This is a genomic window from Alteribacillus sp. JSM 102045 (assembly GCF_041949975.1).
Lineage (GTDB): Bacteria > Bacillota > Bacilli > Bacillales > Marinococcaceae > Alteribacillus.
The window spans coordinates 1-26,691 of the sequence record NZ_JBHFQG010000041.1 but is presented as its reverse complement, the minus strand read 5'-3'; the positions used below and the strand labels follow the sequence as shown (position 1 = coordinate 26,691).

The following is a 26,691-nucleotide window of genomic DNA, read 5'->3' as shown; positions in this document are numbered from 1 at the left end:
GTCTGTGTAAGAAGAACGGGAATCTCATCAGTATCCCCTCATCTTAAATAAATATTCCCTTAAATGGAAATTTTAGGTGGGGGAGTTTTAAATGACTATGTGGGGGAATTTTCAGTTGACAATTACATACGGAAGAGCCTTTCACTATAAATGGTAACCCGAAAAGATATAGGATTGATCCTTTTGGTGTTATTCATGAGGTCGATCTTGAGAGCAAAGGAATGAAAAAAAAGGACTGGAGAAAATTTGGGCATGACGAAAATACGAAATTTATTATTCAAGGAAAAGAGTATCGGATGGATGAAAATGGTAGACTCCCTCTTCCTAATGATTATGTTCATAAACACGAGCAAGTAGAAATTATTAATTAATAGAGGTTTACTTTTAAGACATTAAAATTAACATTCCATCAAGTAGCTAGTTTGTGATTAAACATTTAGACGTGAGGTGAAGAACATGAATATCGGAATGAGAGATTCATTGAATAGACCAACTAAATTAACGTATAACTTTTTGAATAAGGTTTAACACATTCAAGAAACGTATCAAAAAACAGGTAGCATAAGTAATTGGGCTGACTATAAATCCGAAACCTATGGTGAATTTAAGGTGGCTCTTGGGAAAGCTGAAATGGTGAATAAAGATAATGCTAGAGATGTAGCCAAAGCAGCTAAAACTCATGTTACTATTAACCAGAACTATTCAAGTAGTGGAAACTGGAATCAAGTATATGATATTTTTGAAAAAGCCTATGGATTAGGTATGGTTGATGAAAAAGGAAGATTATTGCACAAATATGATGCGTCTGGTTGAAAATACTGATTACATTTTCTCAAGTTTATTAATGGAGGGAGAAAAAATGAGAGTTATAGGTGGAAATTCTATTTATACCTTTAAACAACAACAAATGAATCATCAACCAAAAGAAATAAAAGAAGTAAAAGATGAAGGAAATACTAAAATAAAAACCCAAAAATTTTATAATTACTTAGAAAAAAGTAATTTGGATATTCATTCTTTGAATCAAATAAACTATGCCTACACGAATGCAGAGGATTTTATAAATGGTAAAGGACAGAATTTAGACGCACCATTGTTATCACTTAATGAGTTAAAAAACACTTTATCTCAACAAGAAAATTCATTGACATTAGCACCTGGAACGAAAATTAAATTATCGCCTTATACGAGTCCTGAAGTTTACGTAACAGTAGAAAGGGATTCGGTTACAATCTCCACGGATAAAACACCTCTTGGATCGGCATATGTTGACACATTTAATAAAACAGTGAGAAAAATGCTAAATGTAAGTGATTCTAATGAAATTCCTGACTTGTCAAAACTATCAAAAGAAGATTTAGCAATAGTTAAACAAATGCAGAAACATCATACCGATGCAGTTAAGGGAATTGGCGGTGATGATGAGTACCATCTTTTACATACGATTGCTGAATCGTTAGACAATTTTATACGATTCGCAAATGAGCAATCACCTTGGGTAGCCATAGAAAATCATGAAGAAGTCAAATTAGGATTAGAAATGATGGGAATTGATACCAATCAGCCGTTTTATGTCAATGGGAGTAAGCTGAAATTTGATGAAGATGGGCTTGTAAGAAAGGTACAGGAGGGATGAAATAAATATGAAGATAACACCAGATAATGCTCAGTTTGCAGCTTATACACGTTTGACTTTATTTGCCGACTTTCAAAAACATATGAAATATGGGACTGAATTTGGTGGTAAATCAACGGATATGGGGTTTAGTCAATTTAAGGAGCTATTAGAAAAAGAAAAGTTGTGAATGAAAAGAACGTTCGGGATATGTCTAAGTTCTATGAAGATGCACTTCAAGTTCAGATGAATTATGGTAAAAACCCAAGCTTTACATTAAAGGTTGAGAAAATTATGGACAAAGCATTCGAGTTAGGGTTAGTGGATAATGATGAAACTTTAATTAACCGAATTAATACAAAAGTGTAATGGTTAAGCAATAATATATATTCTACTTGTGTGGAGGTGTGTATGGTGATAAATTCAGTCAGTCCATATCAGTTAATTTCATATACAAAGAATACATACATAAAAACTGATTCTTATGCAACAAATACATTTTCTATTAGCCAAGCAACAGAAAATATACAAGAAGCGAAAATTCAACAAACGAATTCTTCAAATACTTGGGAAGAACTTTCGAGTAAGTATGATGTTCGAAAAGCTACTTTTGAAGAAATTAAAGAAATAGCGAAAACTTTATATGATGCAGGAGAAATTTCCTTAAAAGAACATCTTGGTTTGACATTTGATTATGAAAAAGCTACTAACTATTTAAAACAAAATGCACCAATTCCTATCTCGCCCAATTTTGATATGTATGAAACGGTATCTAATCGCAACGGGAAAAGAGATTGGATTACTGAATTTGAGGCAAGAGCAAATAAAGATTTAAAGTATGGTAACTTAATTGGTCATCAAAACAAAATGAACATTTTTACTATCCTGCAACGACTTGATACTTAATAATATAGGAATATCAAATATTATTGGGATTGTGAAGATATATACTTAAAGTAAAGGGGCTTTAGCTTAACAAGCCAAATTAAAAAGTCGGTTCCTTAATTGAGGAATTCGACTTTTTTAGGTTGAAATTTTGCTTAGCGTATAATATCCGCGTTTTGTCGGCAGGACCCCTTATATATCTTCTTTACACCTCCTTACCTCCATTATATTCGAATACAAATAATTCGTAAACGGGTTTTAGGTAATTTGTTTATAATTAATAAATTTTTGATAAGATGAATTTAAATACAAATAAGGATGAGGAACTTAATGATTAAAAAATATATCGGTTCGAAAGTTAAAGAGTACAGAAAAGCCATTAATCTTACTACTGCTGATCTAGGTGAACGATCTGAAACCTCTCAGAGTACAATTAGTGAGATCGAACGCGGGAGCAGGGCTATTCAAATTGAAACGTTAATAAATATATGTGATTCTCTTGGTGTTACACTTAGCGATGTCTTACCCCCAGACATTTTAAAAGAACAAATGAAGGAAAATGATAATCCTAGAAAGAAACAGCTAATAAGTTTAGTTAACCGCCTATCGGATAAAGAAATAGAATTGCTAACCAATATGCTCATCAAAGTAAACAAACTATCTTCCCAAGAAAGAGAGACTTTGACTAGACTGATTTACTCCATGATCTATGACTAATATTCGTTAATGAATATCGCCGTTATCTATATGGTAAAAGAACCAATAATGGTAGAGGAGGTCTAAAATATTAGCCCTCCCCAAACTGTTACACATATGGTATAATTATTAATTTCAAAAAAAGAAAGTTGGACATTTTAATCCAACTTCCCCTTTATCGTTTTTAACTGATTTTTTATGGTCTGCATGGACTTGAAAAGTTGTTTTGCAATTTCTTTTTTGGTTAACCCTCTTTCTTTCAGATCATATACTTGGCGTTCTGCGGGTGTTAATACACTTATTTTCCTTTCTTTTCTTAGGTTTTTAAGTACTGTTGATGAAACATCCGCATGAAGGCTCACTTTCCCTTCATATGCATCTCTAATAGTATCTGGGATATCCTTGTAAGATGATTTCGTAACGTAATTCATAGCCCCCCGGTCAAATGCATCCAGAATAATTTCTTCCTCATCCCAAGAAGTTAACATGATTATTTTGTCAAATCCTTTGTTGTATAATTGTCTTGAAATCTCGATCCCACTTAAGCCCTTATTGTCTTCATTTAATTGTAAATCCATTAGTATGACATCAAGGTGAGATAGATTAGCTTGTAAGGCTTCTTCCTTTGTGTATGCTTGAAGAGCAACTGTAATATCACTTTCCTTATCAACATACTCAGATAACAATTCCATCCAAATTGGATCATCCTCAACTATCATAACCCTGATTTTGTGCATATGTAATCCTCTCCCACGAAGTATCGGTTTGAGTCTGAATCATTCGTTTTGATGGAAGCGATAATGTAATGGTAGTACCTTTGTCTTTTTTGCTTTGCACTAATATTTCACCACCGTGCATTTGCATAACATTAAAACAATACGTTAAACCAAGCCCATAATTTCCAGCCTTCCCTTTTGTTGAATAGAACGGGTCTAATACTTTTACTACTTGACCTTTTTCAATACCTTTTCCATTATCCGTAAAGTCAATGAACATTTTTTTGCGAGATTTATATACTTTTATTACAAGTTTTCCCTTGTCCTCCATAGCATCTAACGCATTTTTCATTATATTTAGGAAGGATTCTTGAAGATGAACAGGGTCTGCATATAATTTTACATCTAAATCGAATTGCTTAATAACCTTAAAATTTGAATGCAGGCTTGGTTGTATCAAACGAACTGCTGCATCAACGGTGTCACTTAGCCAAAAATCAGTTTCTTTTAACTCTATAATATCTAATTTGCTCTGAATACGTTGGGATAACTCTATTAAATGATTGGTTGAATTTAACATCAAGTCGATACTTTTACTTGTTTTATTGTCAGGGGGGACTTGCTCTTTTAACCGATAGACCAGTATATCGATTTTAGCAATTTCATTTTTTATGGTGTGATTTAATAAAGATGTTCCAGAGGTTACGGCTTTCAGAGTGGAATCGCGTCTTTGTTTCTCAAACCGAACTTGTACACCAAGAAAACCATATTTAATAACAAAGTATGTAAATAATAAAAATTGTAATGCTATGATCCAAGGATTATACCTCCATACGTTAGATACTCCCACTGCCTCTAAAATAATATTTGATACTAATGCAAAAGAAAGAGGAGGAACTACTACCAAACAAGTTATTATTTTTTGTTTTTTGATTGTTGGTCTTGTTTCTTGCCATCCAGCGTATATTAAAAGCATATTTGCAACCATTACATAAGGTACAACCCAAAGCGACAGAGTAAAATGATTTGTTTCAAATTCAGGGTACACTGGGTAAGTCAAGTACATTAAGATGACCGGAAGCAGAAATACAAACTTAAATGCCCTCTTTTGCTTATTGGTACGAAGGATACCTGAAAACATTATGCCAAAAATCAATACTGCATAAGGCGTCCAATAATGGCCAATAGATGTAAATAAATTGTCCAAAAATAAAAGCCAACCAGTATCGTCTAAACTAAGTATAGTTCCTAACCCACCAAATCCTCCAAAAAATCCAATGAGGCTCGCCCAGCGAACTTTTTCGTTTTTAGGGTTTGTAAGAAAAAGAATAGAGCCCATCAACCAAAGTAGTATTACTAGTATAATCATCGACTTACCTCTTTATTTTGTTGTGAATAAAAGAGAGGGTGTCCTTCGATATTCTTTTCTTCATTAAAACAAAACCAGCATGCCCACAATCATAGATATATCTAGTCGGTTTATTCCAACTCTGCCATAAATGGTCAGTATCTTCTAGATGAACGTATTGATCATGCTTAGCAGATATTAATAGGATATTTTCTTTCCTCATTTTTGGCATAGATTGGCTTGGGTCAGTTATATGCCAGTATTTAATTAGATCATTGTAAGTAACCCCATGGTGTTCAAAATCTTCTTTAATATACTTACCCGGTAACGTATTCCAGATCGAATAGGAAAGTCGGTTTGCATAGAAGATGGATACCAATACATCAATTTCTGATTCAAGGGTAGCTAATAAGTTTGTAATAAAACCACCTAAACTCATTCCTACTATAACGATAGGGCCTTTTTTGTTCTTTTTTATCCAATGAATTAAACACCTTAAATCTACTATGGCTTGTCTAACAGCTTGAATTGTCCTGTCAATATTGGCCGAGATCATATACTCTCCACTATAGAGTGATTGAGTTGGCTCTCGTTCAAAATGATATGGAAGAGTGAAATAAAACATATTCCAACCAAAATTGTTGAAAATTGGTTTATGGAATATCTTCTTTATACGATCAAATGAATCTGCCCGCCATCCATGTACAAAAACGACATTTGGAGTCTCTTCATTTCTGTTTATAAAAGCCTCTCCAGTTATATAATCATTACACTCGTCTTCAGAAGAAATTAAACTTTGGGCTTCGAATGTTCCAATGCTATACCCTTTTTTTGATACATGAAGATTTAAAGAAAACTCAATAGGGTGAGTTTTATAAAAAAATTCCCTCTCGGTAATATCAGGAATTGATTGAGAAGTAGAAAATTGAAATTCTAGGCTCCGGTCTTTATGTAATTTATTCAAGGCATAATAGTCGATCATTTTAGAAAAAAACGTCATCATAACATCCCAACTACTCATAAGTGTAGATACTATGAGTGTGTAACTTTTTTAGTGCGTTACACTATATTAAGTTTATCACATGGAAAAACAAGAATCATTTTCCTGTTCTATTAATAATTAGTTTTTTAAGAAAACTACAACTTTATCAAACATAATGTGGTTTTTATTGTTTTAAAACTTTTTATGGGCTATATGGGTATTTTCTGCTAACTGTAGTTTTTTAAGCCCTCTTTCTTCTATTACGAGCTATTGTATTTTGTGTAAGTTCTATAATTTCATTTCTTTGTTTTTCTAGTATGAGGTCAAGATCCTCATCAGGAACTCCCGCGTCTTTCATAAATTTCTTGAATTCCTCTTCGATGGACCATTTAGGTACAGATCCCATCTCTCCTTTATACCTATTAACAAAATCTGAAATCAACTGCGAATGCGGTGGTATAGCTTTATCCGCTGGCGTATTTGACTTTTTATCTTTTGTATAACCTATTACTTTATTTATGTAGTGTAATGGGCTTTTTACGTCTTTTTTATTGTCGATTTGTTCCATTAATTCAAGTACTTTCTCTTTGTAAATCAACCAATAATATATCTCTTCTTCACTAATTTTAAATTTATATTTTTGTGCAAACGTTTCAACCTTATTTATGAATAAACTAGTTTCTAAATTTTGAGGAGAAGGATTTGTACCCATATCATTTTTTTCGATTAGAAATTTTATTCCTGTTACTTTTCTTCCTGCCTTAACTTCCTCTAAATCAAATCTTAGGTCTGAGAAATTTTCTAATTCTTTTTTTGCAGGTTTTATCACCCGGTTTTTTAGGTTTCCATAAGTTTTATATTGGTTTTCCAAACCTAAAATACTTCTAAAATCTTCAACAGTAAAATATCTTTCTTTAAGACGCTCATACTGCTTTAATAATTCGTAAATTCGAATAGAATAAGAGGAACGAAGCTTTACTATGTTTTCATACTTATAACTAGTGAAATTTTTCTTTAATTCTAATAGGAACGGTTTTAACACTGGATCAAAACGTAGACTTACTGTGCCTTTATCATCATTGTAAACAACAGAAGATAACCAACTCATTTGATACAAACTTCCATTCATATGTACTTGAAATACTTTTTTCATAAGGTCTCTCGTAATTTCTTTAAGTTCGCTATATTTGGGATTTCCTTTCAATCCTAATATGTCGTGAAGGCTTTTTATTGATAGAGTGTATGTTTTAAACTCTTCGTCTGTTGGCTGAATTTTACTAACTAAATATAAAATAATGCGCTGCTCGGTTAAACCAAGTCTATAAGAAGCTTGAATCAACTCGTTACTTTTTGTAACAATAGACTTTAACTCTCTATGCTCAAGATTCGACAATATCATCCCCTCCACACTTCCATTATCAATAATAAAAGGAAAAATTACAATAATTTTCTATGTAATAGTTGATTTAAATATTACTCTAAAGCCGAATAAAAATATAAATTCAAATTTGTAATAGTTCATCCCCTACCCTTACCGAACCCAAAGGCGGAAACCAAATTTGTAATAGTTCATCCTCTATCCCTTACCAAATCCAAAGGCGGAAACCAAAATTGTAATAGTTCATCCTCTATCCCTTACCAAATCCAAAGGCGAAAACCAAATTTGTAATAGTTCATCCTCTATCCCTTACCAAATCCAAAGGCGGAAACCAAATTTGTAATAGTTCATCCTCTATCCCTTACCAAATCCAAAGGCGGAAACCAAATTTGTAATAGTTCATCCTCTATCCCTTACCAAATCCAAAGGCGGAAACCAAAATTGTAATCGTTAGCACCAAATCTGTAACCGTTAAACCAAAAGTGTAATTTTTAAAACCAAACTTGTAATAATTTTAAACCGAATTTGTAATAACTAAAACCAAATTTGTAACAGTTAAAACCGAATTTGTAATTGTTAGCACCAAATTTGTAATAATTTAATCTTGGAATTCCTATTAAACTAGTAGTTAGAGTTATACTGAAAACACTAAAACATTTAAAACAAGTATAAACAGTTAGTAAAACAGTAAAACACCATTTAAGTTGATAGATTTAATTTTTTAATTGTTTTTAATACTTTAATAAAAAATAGAAAAATTTCGTTATTTAACTGTATTTAGTCCGATATTAAAATAAGAAACTATACTTAAAAAAGGTTCGATAGCCTAAAAATAAACTACCTTTTCGACAATCCGTTATTACAGATAACAAAGAAAAAAGCATAATTCACGGATCGGAAATAGTCCATTTAAAGCACCACATTCATGGTGATGAACTTTGCCATCGGTCTTGTTGTCTTCAACATGTATAGATAAATTAAAACCTTATCTTCATTATAATACTATTGTCTATACCCAAAACATGTACGTTTTCTGATTCATGGGGTATCGCCAGCAAAACGCGGATTTACAACGTTAAGAAACTTTTAAAAAAATAAGCCTCATTTCACCACGTTAATGGGTAAAATTGGATGTTACTTTGATTATACCTCCGTTTATTACTCAGACCGAACTGCTGCTTTGATTTATCATTTGAAGAAATACACGAAACAATCTGTTTATTTTATCCAAGAACGTATAATATAAAAACAAAAAAACGGCATGAAGCAGTGTATTACTGGCTTCATACCGTATAACGATACTTTTTAATTTCTATCTTAACGGTTACAATTTCATGTGTGAGTAACTGTTTCTTTTAATTTAGTTAAAAGTAAAGTAAGGTTCTAAACCGATATCCTCGTAAGCATTTCTAGCATGACTATAAATCAAGGAAATAGACTTTGAAGGTGATTATTATAAGTTATAAAATAATCACTTTCATCTATTTAGTATTGTAGATATAGCTGAGCAATACAATATTTCTAGATATACTATATGGAATTATTATAGAAGAGATACGGGCTTTCCCACACCTATTCAATTTGTGAATAAAGGAAAGACTCCATTATTTAATCATAAAGAAGTGGAAAGATATATCAAGGTAAAAGGTTTAGAAAACGGGCGTTAAGCTCGTTTTCTAATTAATATAAAAAAATTATAATAAATCTTGAACTAAAGTTAAGCTCTAGGTTAAGGAACATACAGATCTACAGTGTACCTTATTTTTCATATATATTATAAGTTTTAACTTTACCAGGTTTCTTCGCCGCCTCATATTTTTTGTTGCTCTGATTTTATTGGTTGATATTTTGGATTATTTTCGCGTAACCTATAATATTCCGCTGCGCGGCGTTCTTCTCGCGTTAAATATTTATCAACTAATGCTCTTTCACCCATCTTCCTACGATTTGTTCGTTTTTGTGCATACATATTGCCATCCCCTTTAATCCCTATTTCCCACTTTTATTTTACCATATGATTTTACATTACGGCAGCTTACAGTAACAGATAGAATTTTCCCAAGGGAAACTTTTTTGTTTACAAGCAAATAAAAGAGGGCTAGAATGATTATAAGTCCTCCCTTATGTTGATGGTTTGTCATAAGCAAGAGCTTACCTTGATAAGCCCTTGCTTATATTTCAAAACTCTACATTACGTACTTTCCAACTTATAGGAAGGTAAGCACAAAAAAGCCCATCATAGATATTGGATATCTAGATGGACTTTCCTATGTTGCAGTATTGCAAGGGTTTTAGGTGTGGAAGAGAGGAACAGGAACATCTTTATCATAACATAAATGATAACAATTATCATTTATGTATTTTATTTTAAATAACACGCTGGAAGTCCTACGTTAATTGTTCTCTAGTAAACAGCATCAAATATTCTGGGTTTCACAGAAATAAAAATTTGGGCTGTTCTAGCTAATACTTCTAGACTCCCTCCGTACGGTGAATCCGCCACTGACTGCAATGAAGGTTGCAGAGAAAGAAAATAATACAATTAGAATATTATCATTACTAACCTTTTTTGTTTGAACATAAGCCAATAAGCACGCAAGAAGTGGAAAATAGCCTATATTTATTGGGAGGGTTGCTAATGAAGGGTTTTTTTCAATATAAGGCGTTATTCCCCAAAAGATATCTTCCCCCCAATCATTTGCTAAAAATGCAATTGAAATTCCTAAGGGGAAAGTAATAAGCATAACCTTTGCAGTTTTTTTAAATAAAAATATAAGACATATCCAGGGAATGACCATTCCAATCAAAATATTGTATATCATAATCTTTCCTTCCTGCAGTTCTAACCGTTACCTTTATGGTTATTTTATCCAAAAAAATTAACTTTTAGAAATTCATTAAATGAACAGTTCTGTGAATTCTTTTCGTATTTAAGGCTTCATAATCGCTCTAAAAGTATTATCAGGATTTTTTATTCCGCAGTAAAAACGCCTAATTTAAAGGCGTTTTTTGTCTATTCTTTAAACCTCATCTTACAATCAAAGTAATCAATTACCTTTACGCCTTTTAGCCAATTAAAAAAGCTTTTCGGTTCTGATAAGTATTATGGTTTAGAATTAATAACTTCTTATTCTTCCTTTTGAATAACTGCAGGTGTTGGGGTTTCTTTCCCGCCATTTTTACTATAAAAATCAGGTACTTCCCCTGGGACAAAAAGCATACCTACTGGGATTGTTGTTTTCACTACGCTAGTATCGGTGGCAAAAGGGATAATGATTTCTACATCCACATCTAAATCAAGAGAGACTCTGACCCATGTATTGTTAATCCCTTTTTCTTGTATTTCTTCGTTTAATTCAACATCCACGTCACCAATCGCAGTAAGTTCAATTGGAATTAAAGGTCCTAACTGAGCTAATATAGCATTATCGGTAGCTCTTCCTAATGGGATACTATATAAGGTGCTATCTTCTTCCTTTGAATGGTGGGCAATAAATGGGGCAGCTGGTTCTGGCACTGACCCTTGTTCCATTTTCATCAGGTAATGTTGGGCTTCAGAAACAGCATTGGTGGTGACTTGATTGTAAACATGACTGTTAAAACCAATAGATGCTATCTCACCATTATCCCCTTTTTCTATTTCGATTAATTTATTCATGTCTACATCCTTTAAAGTGGAGGTTACAGCATAGTTGATGGCTGAGGTGGCAATTTTTTGCGTTTCAAGGTTTGCGATTTCTAATAAGGTTGGAGTAATTTGTTTATTCACCAGCCAAATACCTTGAATCGTTAATAGGATGAAAATACATAGAGAAATGATTACTACCTTTCCGAAAGACAAAGGATACTTACCGGGAGTACGGAATTTTCTTTTCTTCAATGGATGTATCCTCCCCCCTGATTGAATATTTAAACCTATATAAAAATATATTTCTTTTATTAAGTAATTATACTAACTACCACGGTTCCCATATTTTTAGAGAGAAGTAAGCCATGCTATAATGAATGTGTGTGGAATACCTCCTTCGATCAGGTGATAAATCTTGCAAACTTATAAAATTAATATACTATTGTTTATCGTTATTACCTTTACTCCTTTTGTTGATGAGCAAACTTCTCAAAATAATGCAAATCATATCTTTAAGACAGGGAATGTAGAGCTAAACGAGAAGGGGTCTCTTGTTAATAACGGGGGCGACTCTGAATCTATTAAAGAGATTAATCGTTTTTTTATTTCTGATATTAATGAAAACGCGAACTACCTGTTGTTTACATCTGTCCCCTATATCTTATCCTTAAAAAAATCTGAAGTTTTAATGCCAATCAAATATCAAACCTCCTTTTTCTCAATTTATAAATAATAAAGGAAATTGAAAAAAGGAGGAAAATGTTATGAATAATGAAGTGAAAGAAGCATTAAGAGGGTTGGTAATTGGTGTCGTTTTATTTATTGTGGCTATTTGCATTGCCCACTTTGGATTTGGTAAGCCTTTCTTCCCGTGATAAAAACCCGTAATAAAGTTTAAGAACTGAATAGGAGGAGATGAGTAATCCCCGTCCCTCCAACCAGAACGTACGTGATTTGCTCCCCTTAAGGTAGACAGATTAAAAATAAAAATCGTTTTTCCTTAAGGGGAGTTTTTCATATTCAAATTTTCCATAAACTGGGGGCAATCTAGAAGTATTGTGGAAATTCTACGTTCGAAATACCAAATCAATAAATATACCTTAGAAAAAACAGAAACCGTCTCCTTAGCTGAAATCGGTTTCTTTTTATAGAAATTATAAATCTGGATGAAATGCTTTGGAAATCAATGCGTTAATTCTTTTTAAAGGATAAAATGATGACCACTAACAAAAGCAATAGAAAAAATCCAGCGATACCCCAAAAACCACCAAAATATATAAATAAAAGATATAATTGTATTCCAAAAATACTCCCCGCCCAACTAATAAAAGAACATTTTGGCATATAAAATATAATTCTCCTTAATGCATACGATTTAATAATAATCTTAATAGAGGAAATTGGGATATATAACCTATAGCAACAGCCATTCCAACTAAAGGCGGGAAGGATGAGATGGCTATAAACAATGCAATAGGTGAATCTCTTGTTATTACGGAAACAACAAGACTTGCTTTATCTTTATAATCACATCGAAGAAAAAGGCATATCATTTTTGTAATCATATACATCATAATAATAAATATAAAAATACAAAACAGAAACAAAATTAGATCTACTGTGTAGCTTGCAACTAAATGTCCATGATTAAGAAAAAAGAATAGAATGCCTAGATTAAAGAATAATTTTATTAGAAAAGGTACTCTATTGCTCATTTCAATTCTTAATTTATGATCTTCCCCAAGGTTATAAGCTATTCTTTTTGTTATTAAAGCTGCAGCTAAAGGAACACTTATAATGCATAATATCCATAACACTAATAAATTATCGTCAAAAGTTATATGTTTCCCTGTTAATAAAATTAAATATAAAGGAACCAATATCAATTGCAAAGTTAAATGAATAGGTATCAATGCCAATGAAAAGTCGACATTTCCAGACACGTACTTGGTGAATGGTACGTTTCCATCCATTGAAGGAATGACCATTAAAATAATAAATGCTAACCATAATTCCGGATAGTTTGGAAGAAAAATATAACCTACTCCTCCTGCAAGAAGAGGGACCAGTACAAAATTAATAATTACCGCCGTTTTAAATGGAGGAGAATAATGAAAATTATGTCTCATATTAGAGATAGGAAGATTTACAAAACATAAATACAGTAAAATCAAGAAAGTGACCGTAATTAACATTTCATAGACCATTGGAAAGAAAGGTATGAAAGATAATAGGATACCAAGAACTAATATGGCTGAAGTAATTATGAATTGCCGCTTATCTATAGAAGTCATAAGTTTCACCTTTTCATTAACCGTCTCGTTAATAAAATTATACTAGAGAACAGTCCCTTTGATAATAAGGGGGCTTTTTTTATATCTTCCTTATGTCATGCAATTGATTTAAATAGCTATCCAGAAAAGCATATTAGTATTAGGTTACATACGTCTATGGTATAATGATATTAAGTTACGTATTGGGGTGGTCACGGGTGGAATATGTATCTACTATAAAAGACGTACAGAAGATTTATTTAATGAAAAAAATAATGAAAAAGAAATCCACCAGAGATTATGTATTGTTTGTCATGGGGATTAACACGGGATTACGTATAGGACAGTTACTTCATTTAAAAGTTGAAGATGTTGTGGACAATCAGGGGAACTTCCGCATGTTTATAGCCGTGGATAACCAATCTGTTTATTTAAATGAGCAAATAAGACGTGCCCTTCAACATCACTTTCAAACCAATACATGTTTACAACATAATTACTTATTTCAATCTTCTCGAGGCGAAAATCCCATTACGAGACAGCAAGCCTACCGTATTATTAATAACGCTACTAAAAAAGCGGGAATTAAAGAAAAAGTGGGAACGCATACCCTTCGAAAAACATTTGGGTATCATGCTTATGTGAAAGGGATCGCCATTTCTTTTATTCAACAAAGATTTCATCAATCTACTCCTTCTGAGACCTTGAAATACATTGGAATAGAAAAAGCAGAACGACACAAAATAGACGTGAATTTATAACGGGAGGCTAAATATGTTTTTGGAAGCATTCGGAAATGACGCCTTTGTTCTTTTGGGGGCTTTGCTGTTAATTAGTGGGGTGATCGTAGCAAAGTTCTCAGACCGTTTTGGGCTTCCGGCACTTGTTTTTTTTATCCTTGTCGGTATGATTATTGGCAGTGATGGTTTAGGCTTAGTTTACTTCGATAATGCTGAAGCAGCCCAACTTATTGGTATTTTGGCTTTAGTTGTCATATTGTTTGAAGGGGGGCTTCAGACAAAATGGACAACGGTTAAGTCAGTTGCAGCTCCTTCCCTTTCCTTAGCCACACTAGGAGTATTTCTAACCTCTGCTATTGTAGGTTTATCAGCCATGTTACTCTTTGATATAACCTGGTTTGAAGCTTTCCTATTCGGCGCCATCGTAGGCTCTACAGATGCTGCAGCCGTATTTGCCGCTTTAAAAGAACGAAACATCAAGGCAAAAATGGGAGCTACTTTGGAGGCTGAATCGGGAACCAACGATCCCATGGCTGTATTTTTAACCCTTGGATTTATTGAGTTAATCCTTGCGGGTGACATGAGTCTTTTAATGCTTATTCCAAAATTTTTTTGGCAGATGGGAATTGGTTTAGGACTTGGCTTTGTAATAGGAAAAGCTGCTTCTTATTCCATTAACCGAATTAATCTTGAATCGAGTGGTCTTTATCCGATTTTTTCTGTAGCATTTGCTTTATTAACCTATAGTGTCACAGCCTTTGTAGGCGGTAGTGGATTTTTAGCTGTATATGTCGCGGCATTAGTGATCGGCAACTCCGAGTTAACTTATAGATATTCCATTTTTCAATTTAATGAAGGATTTGCCTGGATGGCGCAAATTCTTATGTTCATTATTCTTGGCTTATTAGCTTTCCCAGAGCAACTATTTACAATGAAAATTGTTCTTTATGGATTATTAATGTCTATGATATTAATGTTTGTTGCACGGCCATTAGCTGTATTTCTATCCACGTTAGGAATGAAATTTACATTTAAAGAAAAAATATTCGTGTCTTGGGCAGGATTACGCGGAGCTGTTCCAATCGTTTTAGCAACATTTCCAGTGGTGGCAGAATTAGAAAACAGTCAATTGATTTTTAATGTCGTGTTTTTCGTCGTGTTAACGTCCGCTTTAGTTCAAGGTTCGACCATATCCTATGTAGCAAAAAAGTTGAACCTAGTGGGGCCTAAAAAAGATACTCCTCATCATTCGATAGAGTTAATTTCCATTGGAAAAGCCAATGCTGAGATGGTTCAATTCAAAACCAACCATGAAACTGCCATCGTTGGCAAGAAATTACATGAAATTCCTTTTCCAAGGAAAGCAACAATCAGTGCGATCGTAAGAGATGATCGATTAATCACCCCTTATGGAGAAACTGAAATTCAAGCTGGAGACTTTTTATATATTCTAGTGTCCCAAAAAGAAAAAGAAGCATTGAAGCAGTTATTAGACAAAAAGAAAGAAAAACAGCAGCAAGTATTATGAGATTAAAATGAAGGTTGTCCTATCGAAAATTCTTATTAAGGGGCAATCAGATTATTCTGGTTTGCCCCGTTTTTAATGAGCTCAACTAAACCAGGAATAGTTTTTCATTTGGTCATCTAATCATTCTGTCAATATAAAGTGGATATGATTATTTTTCCCTATATTTTAAAATTCATTTTTATAATGCCAGCTTCTCTCGCCGAAGAAAAGGCAATAACGGCTAAGGGACCAAAAATAAAACCAATCACCCCAAGTAAAGTGAGACCAATATATAAAGATATAAGAGTTGCTAAGGGCGAGAGGCCAATATGATGGCCCATTACTTTTGGTTCGACTGTTCTTCGGATGACTAATAATAATCCAGCCAAAATAAACAGTTGTGTGCCTAAAAGCGTATCCCCCGTGATTAAACAATATAGTGCCCAGGGTGCAAGAACAATAATTGATCCGATGATGGGAATAAAATCAATTAACCAAATAATCAGGGACATGAACAAAGCCACTTCTGGCGCTATAATGTAAAGTCCAATCAATGAAACAACAAAAATAATAATACTTAATAATAATTGTGCTTTAAAAAAACCAAGTATGACAGTAGACAACCGCGCCGTCATAAATTTGAATTTTTCTGCTGTACTTTCTTTCATGAAAGAATACATGTTTTTTTTCAAACGTGGCAATTCAAGCATAAATAAAAACAAAGCTATTAAGTAAACAATAAAAGTAACAAGATAACCCGGAATAGAAGCAATAAATTCAGTAATATTATTTAATAAGTCTCCACTTGATAACTGATTGCGCACGTTGTTCAACATCTCTGTCATCTGATTATTAATTTCCTGAATGATAGGCGTAGGTAAATTAAGATTTCGGTACGCTGTTTCTATCCGGAATTGTATATCTAACCAAAATCGGCTAATATTACTCACATAATCCGGTAGATTTTCAATGAAAGAGACCATTTGTATTACTACTTGCGTAATGAATACGTAAGCAGACAATCCCAAGAAACATAAGAACAGAGTAAACACTAGAATAACGGATAAGGTTCTTTTTATGCCGGTTTTATTCATTATTATTTGAACAGCTGGGGATAAAAATAAAGCTGTTAACAGTGATAATATAATTGGCCCCGAAACGGGGAGAACAACATATAAACCTACGATAATAAGTACTAAAGTGATAAAACGTAGTATATTTTGTTTGTTGAAAACAAATGACACGTCTAAGCTCCTTTCGATGAACTTGCCTGATAACTGAATCCTTTTTATTAAAACGATAGCACAAAATGTATTCTGTTAGTTAAAAAAAGAAGTCATTATTCAAGTGGGAATCTCTTCGAATGGCAGTTAGCCAAAAGGGATGTTTTTCTTTTTTACATTTGGCATCATCTAATTAAAAGTGACAGTTATAAAGGACAAAAACTTCTTGGTTATACGAGAAGTAATAACGAAAAAGCCCAGAACAATCATGCTTTCTAAGCTTCAAGAAGACAATATACTTCCCAAAAAAGAACGATGATTATTTGTTTCCGTCTCAAAAGGTACAAGACCACGACATATTCTTAATCATTCAGCTCTAAGCATTACAAAGTGTTATATAGGAATTACGCAATATGAAATCAATGAAAGTTTAGAAGGGTTTAAGCTTTAAATTATCCAAATTAAAGATTTTGAGGTATATTTATGAATAGTGCTGTATCCCCCTTTTAAATCTTTGATTTAGTGGTAGATACAGCTTTCTATAAAGTACCCTTCTTATTAGCCCCCTAACACATTGGACACGAAATATTGCTTTACATGGAGAAGTTAAGCATGATAGGCTGCTGACCCACGGCAAATCGTACTAGTTCTTTCTCAAAATTTGCCTCTTTGCCGTTACTTCATGCTTAACAGAGGCTCCATGTCAAGCAACTCTAGTTAATTTACGTTGTCCAAACAAAGGGGTTAATCCGCCTTTAATTGATAAGGATTATGATATTTAAATTACAAAAACAGTTTTTCTTGAAAAATATTTTTTATAAATAACAATAAATAAAACCATGAAAGTGCAATACTTATAGCAGAAATAACATCAGAAAAATAGTGAGCTTCAAGAAAAATTCTACTCAAAGAAACACCAATAATAATCAATAAACAAATAAAATAAATACAATATCGTAGAGGCATTCTTTTGATAAGTTGACTACTTAAATATAATAGAAATCCAAATAGTATAACTGTTCTCATAGTGTGACCACTAGGAAAACTATATGAGGGAATTTCAAATGAATAACTAAAAACCTCAATGAAGCTCAACTCACCTTGTCTTTCTCTTCCGAATAATAATTTAAGTGAAAAGTTTAAAATAAATCCTCCAAGTGAAAGTGTTAAAAAAAAGATACTGTTAAACCAATCCCTTTTATAAATAAATATCAAAGTAATACATAAAGTTAGTAACAGGATAATTTCTGTATCTCCTATTTTGGTTATAAACTCCATAAGTGGAATCATCCACGTTGTAGTTACACTATTAGTCCACAAAATGACCATTTCATCAAAAATAAATCTTTTTTTATAAATAGATATTAATGTAATACAAATAAATATTAAAAAAAAATTGATGTTAAAAGTAAATTTTTGTTTTTCATTGACCTATCCCTCATTCTTACAAAAGTTTAATTGGCTTCTATACATTATAACAAAGGTTTATTCTTTAATGAAACTGCGCCGTTTTCCCAATAGGATTCACTCTATTGGGAAAGGTTTGTATTGTTGATGTAGTAGTATTTATCAATTCCCAATAGATACTTCCCATAATTAATGGTAGGATATAGGAAGAAACGATGGATATGGGGGAATTATAAAATGATTTATGGGTATGCAAGAGTTTCAACAAAAGAGCAAAACATAGACAGACAGATTAAGCACCTGCAGGAAGCAGGCTGTAAAAAAGAACATATATTTGAAGAAAAAATAAGTGGGGCTACAACGGATAGGTCAATATTGCAAGAAATGCTTTCTGTTTTACGACCGGGAGATGAAGTGCTCGTCAGTGACTTAACCAGAATCACAAGAAGCACGCAGGATTTATTTCAATTAGTGGAGGAGATAAAAGAAAAGGATGCTGCTTTAAAAAGTTTAAAGGATACTTGGTTAGATACTTCCAGTGATAACCCTTATAGTGAGTTTCTTTTAACAGTCATGGCCGGTGTTAACCAGTTGGAAAGGGATTTATTAAAAGTAAGACAGAGGGAAGGCATAGAAATTGCAAAAGAAAAAGGGCGTTATACCGGAAGAGTTAAGAAGTATCATGACAAGCATGCGGGTATGAATCATGCTATAGAGCTTTATAAGTCTGGAGAATATACCATAAAAGAAATTGAAGAAATCACACAAGTAGGGAAAAGTTCTCTGTATCGTAAAATAGCAAAGTTGAAAGAACAGAAAGCCATATAAAGTATAAAAACAAGCCCAGGTTTTGAATCCTTAAATACAAATGGAATATCTACTTTGCCCCTGGTGGCAGCTACTACCCCATTTAGCGTTATTTAGAGAATGGTGTACAGATATCAAATACGTGGTATAATGTATATAGAAGGTAAAATAACATAAAATAAGAAAGACCGCAGATGTTCCAGCATCTACGGTCCCAATAGACCGAACCCCATCAAGAGGGGCGGCAATTGAAGGAAATAATCCCTCAGAGCCTGGCTAAAGCATATGAGGGGTTATTTTTTATGGTTTTTATCGGACATGATAAACGCAATTAACATGCCGAATGATATCATCAGCGTTAACACGTTCTCTATATCCATAGGCGTCACCTCCCTTCTTGGAGACATCCAAAGAAGGTGAATCGGTACGCCACCCCTCATATGAAGCTGATCTATTGTGAAACTATTATAACATCTATATATTTGCAGCAATAGATAAATTCGACAAGCTTTTTAATAATTATCAAATTGAATGTAGTCACTTGCTTTTTGTGCTTGTTGGGAAGCATGAACAATCAATGTATGATCATTTTTTAACTTCCTTAACCAAGATTGGATATAGCTTGCTGAATTATCTATTGTTTCGTTATTGATGCCACAAACACCGCACAACATAGAGGCGCCAAGCTCGGCTACTAATTCTTCTTTGCTGTAAAGCTCACTTCCGAAGGCGTTATGAGCTGTAATGCCTTCTCTGTTTAAACGGCTTTTATGTCCGGTGCTGTGAATAAGTTCATGAAAAAACGTTGAATAGTATTCGTGAATATTCTCAAACTCTTTCAGGGGTGGTATATTGACTTGATCTTCAAAGGATTTATACCATGCACTACCAATTATAGAGCTATAAGAAGGGGCGTTCATATAGTTTTGTTTGATCTTCTCTGCTTTCTCTATTGGGTCATGATGGAAGGTTTCCATTTCTCTTTTTAGCTCCAATCCTTCCACTTGTGAACCAACTTCAAACACCCGATAATAGCGAAGTAACGGTACTTTCTTTTCTTCCTCTGTTTCTTCATCCTTCACATTAATCAATTTCCAAAATACAACGACGTGGCTTTTTGCTCCTTTCTTTACTTTGCCTCCTGCTATTTTGATTTGATTGAAAGTAGCAAATTCACCGCCGTCCAGGAGCATTGTATTAATACCTCTATATGGTTTTTGAGTAACCCAATTGACTGCAACACCGCTTTTAAATGGTTTTTTTCCAAGGGACAGTTCCTTCTTCAAGTTTTTTTATGATTTGGTTTGTAATCATTTCATAGATTTTTTGGCTCACTTGAATCGCTCCTTTGAATGGTTTTCCCTTTTTCATTCCGAAGAGGAATGACTTCCCCAAAGGGGGATTATTTTTTCCCTTTTGGCATGGAGAACGAATCAGGAGCATAGCCAACTGGTCAAGGGTTTCCGCAAGAAAGTTTTTTCTGTTGCGCAGCGTCTGTAAGAAAAAAGTTTTTTGCCCCTTGACCAGTTGGCTCGTGAACTTAGAAAAAAGCAGGTTGGGCAAACGGGACCCGACCCTGCTTTTTTCTTAGTGAGCTTGCGAGTGATACGATTCGGAATGCAAAAGGGAAAAAATTAATAAAAAAGCAGGCGTATGCCTGCTGTCCATTTTGCCTTTTCTTCTTTGAATCTACTTTTTACGTATTTGTTTTTCATTCTCAACGTTTGTAATCTCTTCGTTTTGTCTATGCTGATCATAAAAAAACAAAAGGAGAAACCACAAATGAAATGTCGAGTTTGTAAAGAACCTATAAAAACTAAGCATCAAAATAAAGCAAAGAAACGTTTTAATACTTGTACAATGTGTTGGCGATTGGACCGTAAATTTGCTAATGATGCGAAACGATCGTTAGGTTAAAAAAATTCCACTTTCCCATTGACATGTCCAGGAAACACTTTGAACTTTTCGTTTTTGTTATACCTGTCCTGCAGCACATTAATAAGATTAGGACTATCTAAAGATATTTTAATCATTAATGATAACAGCTCTGCTTGAGACATATCACAGCTGATCGCCAAAAGTTTGGATTTTTTATCTTGGTCGTTCGTTAAACTGACCGACTTTCGAATGCATCTCTTCCCTCCAAGACCTCTCCCTGCTGCCAAAATAACCGCCCCCCAAAAAGTTTGAAACTACATCACTGCAACTCTGCTTCACTACATCATACGCCTGGGGGGGAGGGAACATGATATCTTTTCACCAAAAAAACAAGACAACAACAACCATTTTGTTATACTTCATATTCTTTTGTGATTAATACAATTTCTTAACGTTGTAAATCCGCGTTTTGCTGGCGGTATCCCTTCATTATTTTGATTACATGAATGGTTTTCTTTTAACTATTCAGAAAAACTGTTACGTTTACCTATTACTTTTTCTTTCCCCGGATCTGTTTTAGTTTTCAGTTTTTCTGTGGCCTATAACTCTTTAGATTTTCTTATTACCTTTTACATCTGTTGCAAATAAGGTATGAGTCCGAACTTATAAAATACTCTGCACTCTTCTTATAATTATTTACCTTATACTTTACATCATGAAATATCTGAATTACGCGACAAAAATACATCTTATTCAAGAATACAGTGTTTTAAAAGGACTGAAAAGTGGAAAGATATTTATAAGAAAAACAATTTATTCTTAATTTACCTGAATATTTACGAATACTTCTTAATGTTGTATGATATGAATAAGAATAAGCCAATATAAAAAAGCCAGCGCGCTGCCACGCACTGGCCAAAACAATAGCAACCGCATGAAGAACGGTTGGCTAAAGACGGAGTAAATCCATCCTGGTTCTGCCAAAACGCAAGGATGGGTTTACTTTTTTAGGTTTATAATCATGATCACAACCATAATCAACGTCAGAAGCAGTGTTCCAAAACCTAGTATCACGTTTGCCACATCTGTTGTAATCACTTCGGCTTCACCCCCTTTCTCCATTGCCTTAATGACAATGAGGAGGCTCAACCGCCCATCTTGCATTTTTGCTATTGTTTATCTATCATTCTAGCATACTTTTCCTTTTTTAATAAAAAATTGTCTTTGATATAGAGGATTTTCTTTTAATTTAGTTGTTGCCCCCATTTTTTTAATTCTTCAATGACGCTTCCGTATTCTCGAAAGCTATATTATAAATCTTTTCTTATTTCCTCAAATGAGCTGGCACACAATTTTCACAGAAGTAAAGATTGATACGATTTTTTTGCATGCTTTAAGTTCTTCCATCCCATTCCAAATAAATCACAGGCGTCTCTTAACGCATCCTGGGAAGCAGTACGGATCGCATACTTCAAGTTTGTTGGTATCCCATTCTGTTTTTTTAAAGGTGCTGTACCAATTCCGTCCCTTTTTGCTCCCATAATGTCTAACGTACCGATAACCAAAAGATTGAGGTCTTTTGAAAGCCCCCTCTGGTTTTGGCCAAATACAACGTCTTGAGCCATAACTTCATAGGTATTGATGTTATAGCCCGAACGAACGCGGGATTGAAGTCTACCAGTAATGGCACATTCAATCTACTTGCTTTTCCCCATCACGTCCAAGAAATTTACGTTCACAAGCAATAGGGAAGCGAGTAACAGCAATCCCCCTATCCGTGTAGTGTAAGGAAGGGTTCGTCGTCAGTCTGCCATGTACCACCGCTCGGTTTAGATCCATTGCTTTGTCTCCTCTACCCTTTTTCTATAAAAGAAAGAATGTCCTGAAGATAATAATACGTTTGGCGAACCTGTTCTGCCGTATCCTGTTCAAGCCGAGGGAAAAAGTCATGCCCTGCTTTGGTTATATGCCAATAGCGTTTATGACGAATACGAGAATCTGTCCACTTCCCTTTCAGTAAAGGCCCGCAGGTCTCATCTTCTTCCATTTTTAAAGCGAGCTGGTGAATATATGACTTTGAAGGTTTCCAGCCAAATTGTTCTTCAATACTTTTCTGTATGGTTGCCATGACAAGGTTCGGCTCCTTCATGGCTTCACGTAGCACATAATAACGAAAGATGTCTTGAGCAGAAACAATGGTGCTAAAAAACGTACGATCCCCCGAAGGAAGCACTTGAAGAGAAGAAGGTTTTTCACCATCTTTGGTAATGTCATACAGTATGGTTTGGGCGACCTTTTGGACCGCTCGAAGACGAGAAGGAATCTTTTTCTTTTCTTTCTTATACAGGGATCTTCCTTCATCAGTCAAGGAGTAATACGGCGTGTTCCATTCTCGAAAGGTTTGATACAAGTATTTCGCTCGGAGCATCTGAGTTAGGGTGGTCATGATGTATCGTTCATTGGGCTGTCGGCGTTTTAATATAGTGAGGACAGTTTGTAACATCTCGGTGCTGCTTCGGTGAGTAAAATAAGCTGTTTTGCTCATAATCAATTGTGTAATTCGTTTTTGGGATAACCCTGGATCTGTTGCCATTAGCATCCTCCCTTTCTACTTCTTCCATTTGTTAAAAACGATACCTTTCTCAAGCATCAACCATATCTTTGCATTCATTTTTTATTCTTCTATTAATGATTATACCATACAGTCCAATAGCAACATACATTTCCTCCCCTTTTCCCTTGCATTTCCGCTTCTTTTCTTTTACAGTTTTTAACTGTGCTTTTTATTTATAAGTATTTATTGAATATTTACGTTTACCCGACAGATAGACCGAAAAGAAAAGGCACAGTTAAAAAGGAAGTGAAATTAGAGGAAGGAACGGAAATGGTGGGATATGGTGAGATTAGGCATGTTTCTAGTGGACTGTTATCTATGTACATGGAAAATAATAATTTATACAATAGGTTGGGATTTTTAGATGCTTATTGAGTGGTAAAATAAGACCCTTGAAGGAGGTATAGGTTTGGCTGAAATGGAAGAAAGCTAGCTATGTAGTTGTTTAGAATCTTCAACGGGAATTTTTATGAGTCCTGAAGGACTTAATCAACGATTTTAATCCTACGAATGTCGAGCTCTTACGGCATATAGATTTGGTCATTTATGCTGAGGGTACCCTACCTCTTTTTTTATCTCAAATTATTTACACAAACTATCGTACGTCATTTTACAAAAGAGTGAACTTAATTGTAAATAGAAGTAAAACATATGATTTGAAAAAATAAAAACTATTACATTTTTCTATTAAGTTTCATGTAACACTTTTTGTTTAAGTAAATGTTAATATTTTACGTTTAATTAGTACATTTTATTAAAACTTCATATTAAACTTTAATCAATTCTTGTAACAGAAAATCATAATAATTTTCTGTTACGTTTATATGTTCAGTAAATAATTTATGTGGTACATTTATGATGGAGGTGAAGCCTATGGCAAAGGTGGTTACATTTGGTATCCAAAAGGGTGGAGTCGGAAAGACCATGACTTCTGGTATCACCGCATTTTTGTTAGCAAGAGAAAATTATAAAGTATTAGGCGTAGACATGGACTCGCAAGGGAATTTCACACAGTTTTTATCAGGATATGACGACCTAGCAGTTTTTGAAAATGAAACTGTTTTAGAAGCTATTAAAGACGGGGATGCAAGACCATACATTAAAGTGGTTGATGAGAACCTCCATCTACTTCCTGCAGATGACTACCTAGCAACAATTGCTCAATTTCTATTTAGAGAGTATAACGGAAACCCTTCTCTTGCACTAAGAAAGGCATTAGACCCTATAAGAGACTTCTATGATTTCATCATTATTGATACTCCCCCTGCTCTATCAGAGCAAACAATTAATGCACTGGGGGCTTCTACACATGTAGTGATTTTGTTTGAGACCAGCAAGTTTTGTTATTCAGCTGTTCCTCGTTTTTGGGACACTATCGCTGCAGCGAAAGAAAATATTAATAGCGAACTAGAGATTGCGGGTATCCTACGTACCCTAGCTGATGCAAAACGCAGCGATTCGAAGGCAATGATTGAATTAATAGGAGATAGTTACCCAGACCATGTGTTTAAAACCATTATTCACCGTCGTGCAAAAACTGGGAGGCTCCCTATTTATGGACTTTGGAATAATCCTGAGGCAAAGTCAGCGTTTAAATACCACTCTTCATTTATAAAGGAGTTGAAAGAAAATGTCGGCGCGAAAACAAACGTCTGAAAAAGGTAAAGAAAAAATTAAAGATGCTTTCCAATCTGGCAATAAGCGTCCAAGCCCTGCTCATGCCTTCTTTGGAGAAAACGTGAAAGATAACAATGAATTTGATATATCAACTATAACAGAAAAAGATAAAACAGAACCTGAACAAGAAAACGTAATAGATAAACATAACAGTTTTTCTGAACAGTCAAAAGAAAACAATTTAAGTAAGCTTAATAATGAATCAGAAAACATAAGCGCTTCTAGTAAAAAAAATAGTTTTATGGATAAAAATGAAGTTTCAGTTAAAAATAAACTTGAAACTGAACAAGAAAACAATTTAGGGGACAGGAACATAGAATCTGAATATAACTCCGCTGACTCAGGTTTTTGGGGGATGATCGAACAAGAAAAAAAGAAAAAGAGAGTAGAAGACACGCATCAACGAGACACGTTTTTAATACGTAAAGATCTCTTAAGAGAGTTTAATAAGATGGCTAAAAAACAGCCAAAAGGGTTCAAAACAAAAGCAATTAATTATGCATTGGAAAACTTTTTAGATGAAGTGAAAAAAAACGAATAATAAAAATATCCTGAGTTTTTTTACTCAGGTTTTTTATTGCCAAACCATATAAATATTCAATATATACATATACCATTTGTAACTGTAAATTCACCTAATATTTAACAAAATAGAACATCAGTAAAACTTAAACATAATAGATAAACTTAACAGTTTTTATGAACAGTTAAATGAAAACAATTAAGATAATAGTCAATATTAAGAATTGTAACTTCATTAATTTTCAATTAATTAAACTTACCTCCCATTTCCTACATCAATTCACCAAATGTTCAATGAACCACTTTCCTTCTAACAAAATAGCCAAGAATGTTAAGTGAATAAGCTTAGAAGAAGAAAAGAAGGGGCTAGCTTTTTAGTTGAAGTTAATTGAAGTTGGAGGGGGAAGATTTGAAAAAAATATATAAGTCGTGAAAAAAACACTTATCAGGTGTATTGATGTCAGTGTACTCCGTATTCAAACTGTATTATCTGGATTTTTTATTGGCGGTATAACTTGATTAATTTATATTATGGCGGCACTTGTTATGCCAACAGACCAAAAGTTATAGAATGAAGCAATAATAAGTTCAAGAACAATATGAGGATTGTTTTAAATTAAAAAGTGGATTTGGATATTATTGTGAACTTTAGTGATAAATGGCGTATTATTTTCAGGATTATTTGTCGTAAGGAGTTAATCTCTGGATAATTCCAGCGAAGCTGTCACCAGGAGAAAAATGATGGATTGTATTACAAGCGATCATTTTCATCATAAATTGTTTATTCTAAGTGGT

Annotated in this window: 29 protein-coding genes; 13 read left to right on the top strand and 16 right to left on the bottom strand. The window is 33.7% G+C overall.

Annotated elements, in window-relative coordinates; all coding sequences use genetic code 11:
• The first annotated feature begins 221 nt into the window (after positions 1–221).
• The 7 genes from ACE1TI_RS18850 to ACE1TI_RS18820 all read left to right on the top strand — a co-directional run bounded on the left by ACE1TI_RS18850 (position 222) and on the right by ACE1TI_RS18820 (position 3,217).
• Positions 222–371: a hypothetical protein gene (locus tag ACE1TI_RS18850; RefSeq protein ID WP_375009085.1), complete on the top strand. Its 150-nt coding sequence runs from the start codon at positions 222–224 to the stop codon at positions 369–371.
• Positions 372–609: 238 nt separating this feature from the next.
• Positions 610–813 (top strand): hypothetical protein, encoded by a 204-nt coding sequence (locus tag ACE1TI_RS18845; protein ID WP_375009084.1) that lies wholly within the window; start codon positions 610–612, stop codon positions 811–813.
• Positions 770–1,636, top strand: a complete 867-nt coding sequence (locus tag ACE1TI_RS18840; protein ID WP_375009083.1) for a hypothetical protein — start codon at positions 770–772, stop codon at positions 1,634–1,636. The genes ACE1TI_RS18845 and ACE1TI_RS18840 overlap by 44 nt, the downstream gene beginning before the upstream one ends.
• 7 nt (positions 1,637–1,643) lie before the next feature.
• Entirely contained in the window at positions 1,644–1,805 is a 162-nt protein-coding gene (locus ACE1TI_RS18835) for a hypothetical protein (RefSeq protein WP_375009082.1), read from the top strand.
• 20 nt (positions 1,806–1,825) lie between these two features.
• Positions 1,826–1,984: a hypothetical protein gene (locus ACE1TI_RS18830; RefSeq protein ID WP_375009081.1), complete on the top strand. Its 159-nt coding sequence runs from the start codon at positions 1,826–1,828 to the stop codon at positions 1,982–1,984.
• A gap of 45 nt (positions 1,985–2,029) precedes the next feature.
• Positions 2,030–2,521: a hypothetical protein gene (locus ACE1TI_RS18825; protein WP_375009080.1), complete on the top strand. Its 492-nt coding sequence runs from the start codon at positions 2,030–2,032 to the stop codon at positions 2,519–2,521.
• Positions 2,522–2,830: 309 nt separating this feature from the next.
• Positions 2,831–3,217: a helix-turn-helix domain-containing protein gene (locus ACE1TI_RS18820; protein WP_375009079.1), complete on the top strand. Its 387-nt coding sequence runs from the start codon at positions 2,831–2,833 to the stop codon at positions 3,215–3,217.
• Positions 3,218–3,354: 137 nt separating this feature from the next.
• Here ACE1TI_RS18820 and ACE1TI_RS18815 read toward each other — a convergent pair whose 3' ends face one another.
• From ACE1TI_RS18815 to yunB, 7 genes are all read right to left on the bottom strand, one after another.
• Positions 3,355–3,933, bottom strand: a complete 579-nt coding sequence (locus tag ACE1TI_RS18815) for a response regulator (protein WP_375009078.1) — start codon at positions 3,931–3,933, stop codon at positions 3,355–3,357.
• Complete coding sequence (locus tag ACE1TI_RS18810; RefSeq protein WP_375009077.1) at positions 3,905–5,281, bottom strand: sensor histidine kinase; 1,377 nt, start codon at positions 5,279–5,281, stop codon at positions 3,905–3,907. Before ACE1TI_RS18810 ends, ACE1TI_RS18815 begins: the two co-directional genes overlap by 29 nt.
• 4 nt (positions 5,282–5,285) lie before the next feature.
• Positions 5,286–6,263 carry an alpha/beta hydrolase family protein gene (locus ACE1TI_RS18805; protein ID WP_375009076.1) on the bottom strand — a complete coding sequence of 326 codons (978 nt, stop codon included), beginning with the start codon at positions 6,261–6,263 and terminating at the stop codon, positions 5,286–5,288.
• 220 nt (positions 6,264–6,483) lie between these two features.
• Complete coding sequence (locus ACE1TI_RS18800; protein WP_375009075.1) at positions 6,484–7,635, bottom strand: replication initiation protein; 1,152 nt, start codon at positions 7,633–7,635, stop codon at positions 6,484–6,486.
• A 1,795-nt stretch (positions 7,636–9,430) separates the two neighbouring features.
• Complete coding sequence (locus tag ACE1TI_RS18795; protein WP_375009074.1) at positions 9,431–9,589, bottom strand: hypothetical protein; 159 nt, start codon at positions 9,587–9,589, stop codon at positions 9,431–9,433.
• A gap of 490 nt (positions 9,590–10,079) precedes the next feature.
• Positions 10,080–10,442 carry a hypothetical protein gene (locus ACE1TI_RS18790; RefSeq protein ID WP_375009073.1) on the bottom strand — a complete coding sequence of 121 codons (363 nt, stop codon included), beginning with the start codon at positions 10,440–10,442 and terminating at the stop codon, positions 10,080–10,082.
• A 305-nt stretch (positions 10,443–10,747) separates the two neighbouring features.
• Entirely contained in the window at positions 10,748–11,500 is a 753-nt protein-coding gene (yunB, locus tag ACE1TI_RS18785; protein ID WP_375009072.1) for a sporulation protein YunB, read from the bottom strand.
• 163 nt (positions 11,501–11,663) lie between these two features.
• On the opposite strand from yunB, the gene ACE1TI_RS18780 reads away from it, so the two are divergent.
• Complete coding sequence (locus ACE1TI_RS18780; protein WP_375009071.1) at positions 11,664–11,981, top strand: hypothetical protein; 318 nt, start codon at positions 11,664–11,666, stop codon at positions 11,979–11,981.
• A gap of 628 nt (positions 11,982–12,609) precedes the next feature.
• Here the strand turns inward: ACE1TI_RS18780 and ACE1TI_RS18775 are convergent.
• Positions 12,610–13,542 (bottom strand): arsenic resistance protein, encoded by a 933-nt coding sequence (locus ACE1TI_RS18775; RefSeq protein ID WP_375009070.1) that lies wholly within the window; start codon positions 13,540–13,542, stop codon positions 12,610–12,612.
• A 197-nt stretch (positions 13,543–13,739) separates the two neighbouring features.
• Here ACE1TI_RS18775 and ACE1TI_RS18770 point away from each other — a divergent pair, with 197 nt between their 5' ends.
• Complete coding sequence (locus tag ACE1TI_RS18770; RefSeq protein ID WP_375009069.1) at positions 13,740–14,282, top strand: tyrosine-type recombinase/integrase; 543 nt, start codon at positions 13,740–13,742, stop codon at positions 14,280–14,282.
• 13 nt (positions 14,283–14,295) lie between these two features.
• The gene (locus ACE1TI_RS18765; RefSeq protein ID WP_375009068.1) at positions 14,296–15,789 is read left to right on the top strand and encodes a potassium/proton antiporter; all 1,494 of its coding nucleotides are present in this window, start codon (positions 14,296–14,298) and stop codon (positions 15,787–15,789) included.
• Between the two features lie 158 nt (positions 15,790–15,947).
• Here the strand turns inward: ACE1TI_RS18765 and ytvI are convergent, their stop codons facing one another.
• Together ytvI and ACE1TI_RS18755 are read right to left on the bottom strand one after the other, a co-directional pair.
• Positions 15,948–17,012 (bottom strand): sporulation integral membrane protein YtvI, encoded by a 1,065-nt coding sequence (gene ytvI / locus ACE1TI_RS18760; RefSeq protein WP_375009067.1) that lies wholly within the window; start codon positions 17,010–17,012, stop codon positions 15,948–15,950.
• Between the two features lie 762 nt (positions 17,013–17,774).
• Complete coding sequence (locus tag ACE1TI_RS18755) at positions 17,775–18,269, bottom strand: phosphatase PAP2 family protein (protein WP_375009066.1); 495 nt, start codon at positions 18,267–18,269, stop codon at positions 17,775–17,777.
• A 366-nt stretch (positions 18,270–18,635) separates the two neighbouring features.
• Between ACE1TI_RS18755 and ACE1TI_RS18750 the strand changes: the two genes are divergently transcribed.
• A complete protein-coding gene (locus ACE1TI_RS18750; RefSeq protein ID WP_375009065.1) occupies positions 18,636–19,226 on the top strand; it encodes a recombinase family protein in 591 nt (196 codons plus the stop codon).
• A gap of 491 nt (positions 19,227–19,717) precedes the next feature.
• On the opposite strand, the gene ACE1TI_RS18745 is transcribed toward ACE1TI_RS18750, so the two are convergent.
• The 6 genes from ACE1TI_RS18745 to ACE1TI_RS18720 form a co-directional block, all read right to left on the bottom strand.
• A complete protein-coding gene (locus tag ACE1TI_RS18745) occupies positions 19,718–20,491 on the bottom strand; it encodes an ArdC family protein (RefSeq protein WP_375009064.1) in 774 nt (257 codons plus the stop codon).
• Positions 20,454–20,768, bottom strand: a complete 315-nt coding sequence (locus tag ACE1TI_RS18740; RefSeq protein WP_375009063.1) for a hypothetical protein — start codon at positions 20,766–20,768, stop codon at positions 20,454–20,456. Before ACE1TI_RS18740 ends, ACE1TI_RS18745 begins: the two co-directional genes overlap by 38 nt.
• A gap of 350 nt (positions 20,769–21,118) precedes the next feature.
• Positions 21,119–21,370, bottom strand: a complete 252-nt coding sequence (locus ACE1TI_RS18735) for a hypothetical protein (RefSeq protein ID WP_375009062.1) — start codon at positions 21,368–21,370, stop codon at positions 21,119–21,121.
• Positions 21,371–22,438: 1,068 nt separating this feature from the next.
• Positions 22,439–22,708 (bottom strand): hypothetical protein, encoded by a 270-nt coding sequence (locus tag ACE1TI_RS18730; RefSeq protein WP_375009061.1) that lies wholly within the window; start codon positions 22,706–22,708, stop codon positions 22,439–22,441.
• Positions 22,709–22,775: 67 nt separating this feature from the next.
• Positions 22,776–22,922, bottom strand: a complete 147-nt coding sequence (locus tag ACE1TI_RS18725; RefSeq protein ID WP_375009060.1) for a single-stranded DNA-binding protein — start codon at positions 22,920–22,922, stop codon at positions 22,776–22,778.
• A gap of 13 nt (positions 22,923–22,935) precedes the next feature.
• Complete coding sequence (locus ACE1TI_RS18720) at positions 22,936–23,676, bottom strand: hypothetical protein (protein ID WP_375009059.1); 741 nt, start codon at positions 23,674–23,676, stop codon at positions 22,936–22,938.
• A gap of 894 nt (positions 23,677–24,570) precedes the next feature.
• Between ACE1TI_RS18720 and ACE1TI_RS18715 the strand changes: the two genes are divergently transcribed.
• Both ACE1TI_RS18715 and ACE1TI_RS18710 read left to right on the top strand, forming a co-directional pair.
• The gene (locus ACE1TI_RS18715) at positions 24,571–25,353 is read left to right on the top strand and encodes a ParA family protein (RefSeq protein WP_375009058.1); all 783 of its coding nucleotides are present in this window, start codon (positions 24,571–24,573) and stop codon (positions 25,351–25,353) included.
• Positions 25,328–25,915 carry a hypothetical protein gene (locus ACE1TI_RS18710; protein ID WP_375009057.1) on the top strand — a complete coding sequence of 196 codons (588 nt, stop codon included), beginning with the start codon at positions 25,328–25,330 and terminating at the stop codon, positions 25,913–25,915. Before ACE1TI_RS18715 ends, ACE1TI_RS18710 begins: the two co-directional genes overlap by 26 nt.
• Positions 25,916–26,691 lie beyond the last annotated feature (776 nt).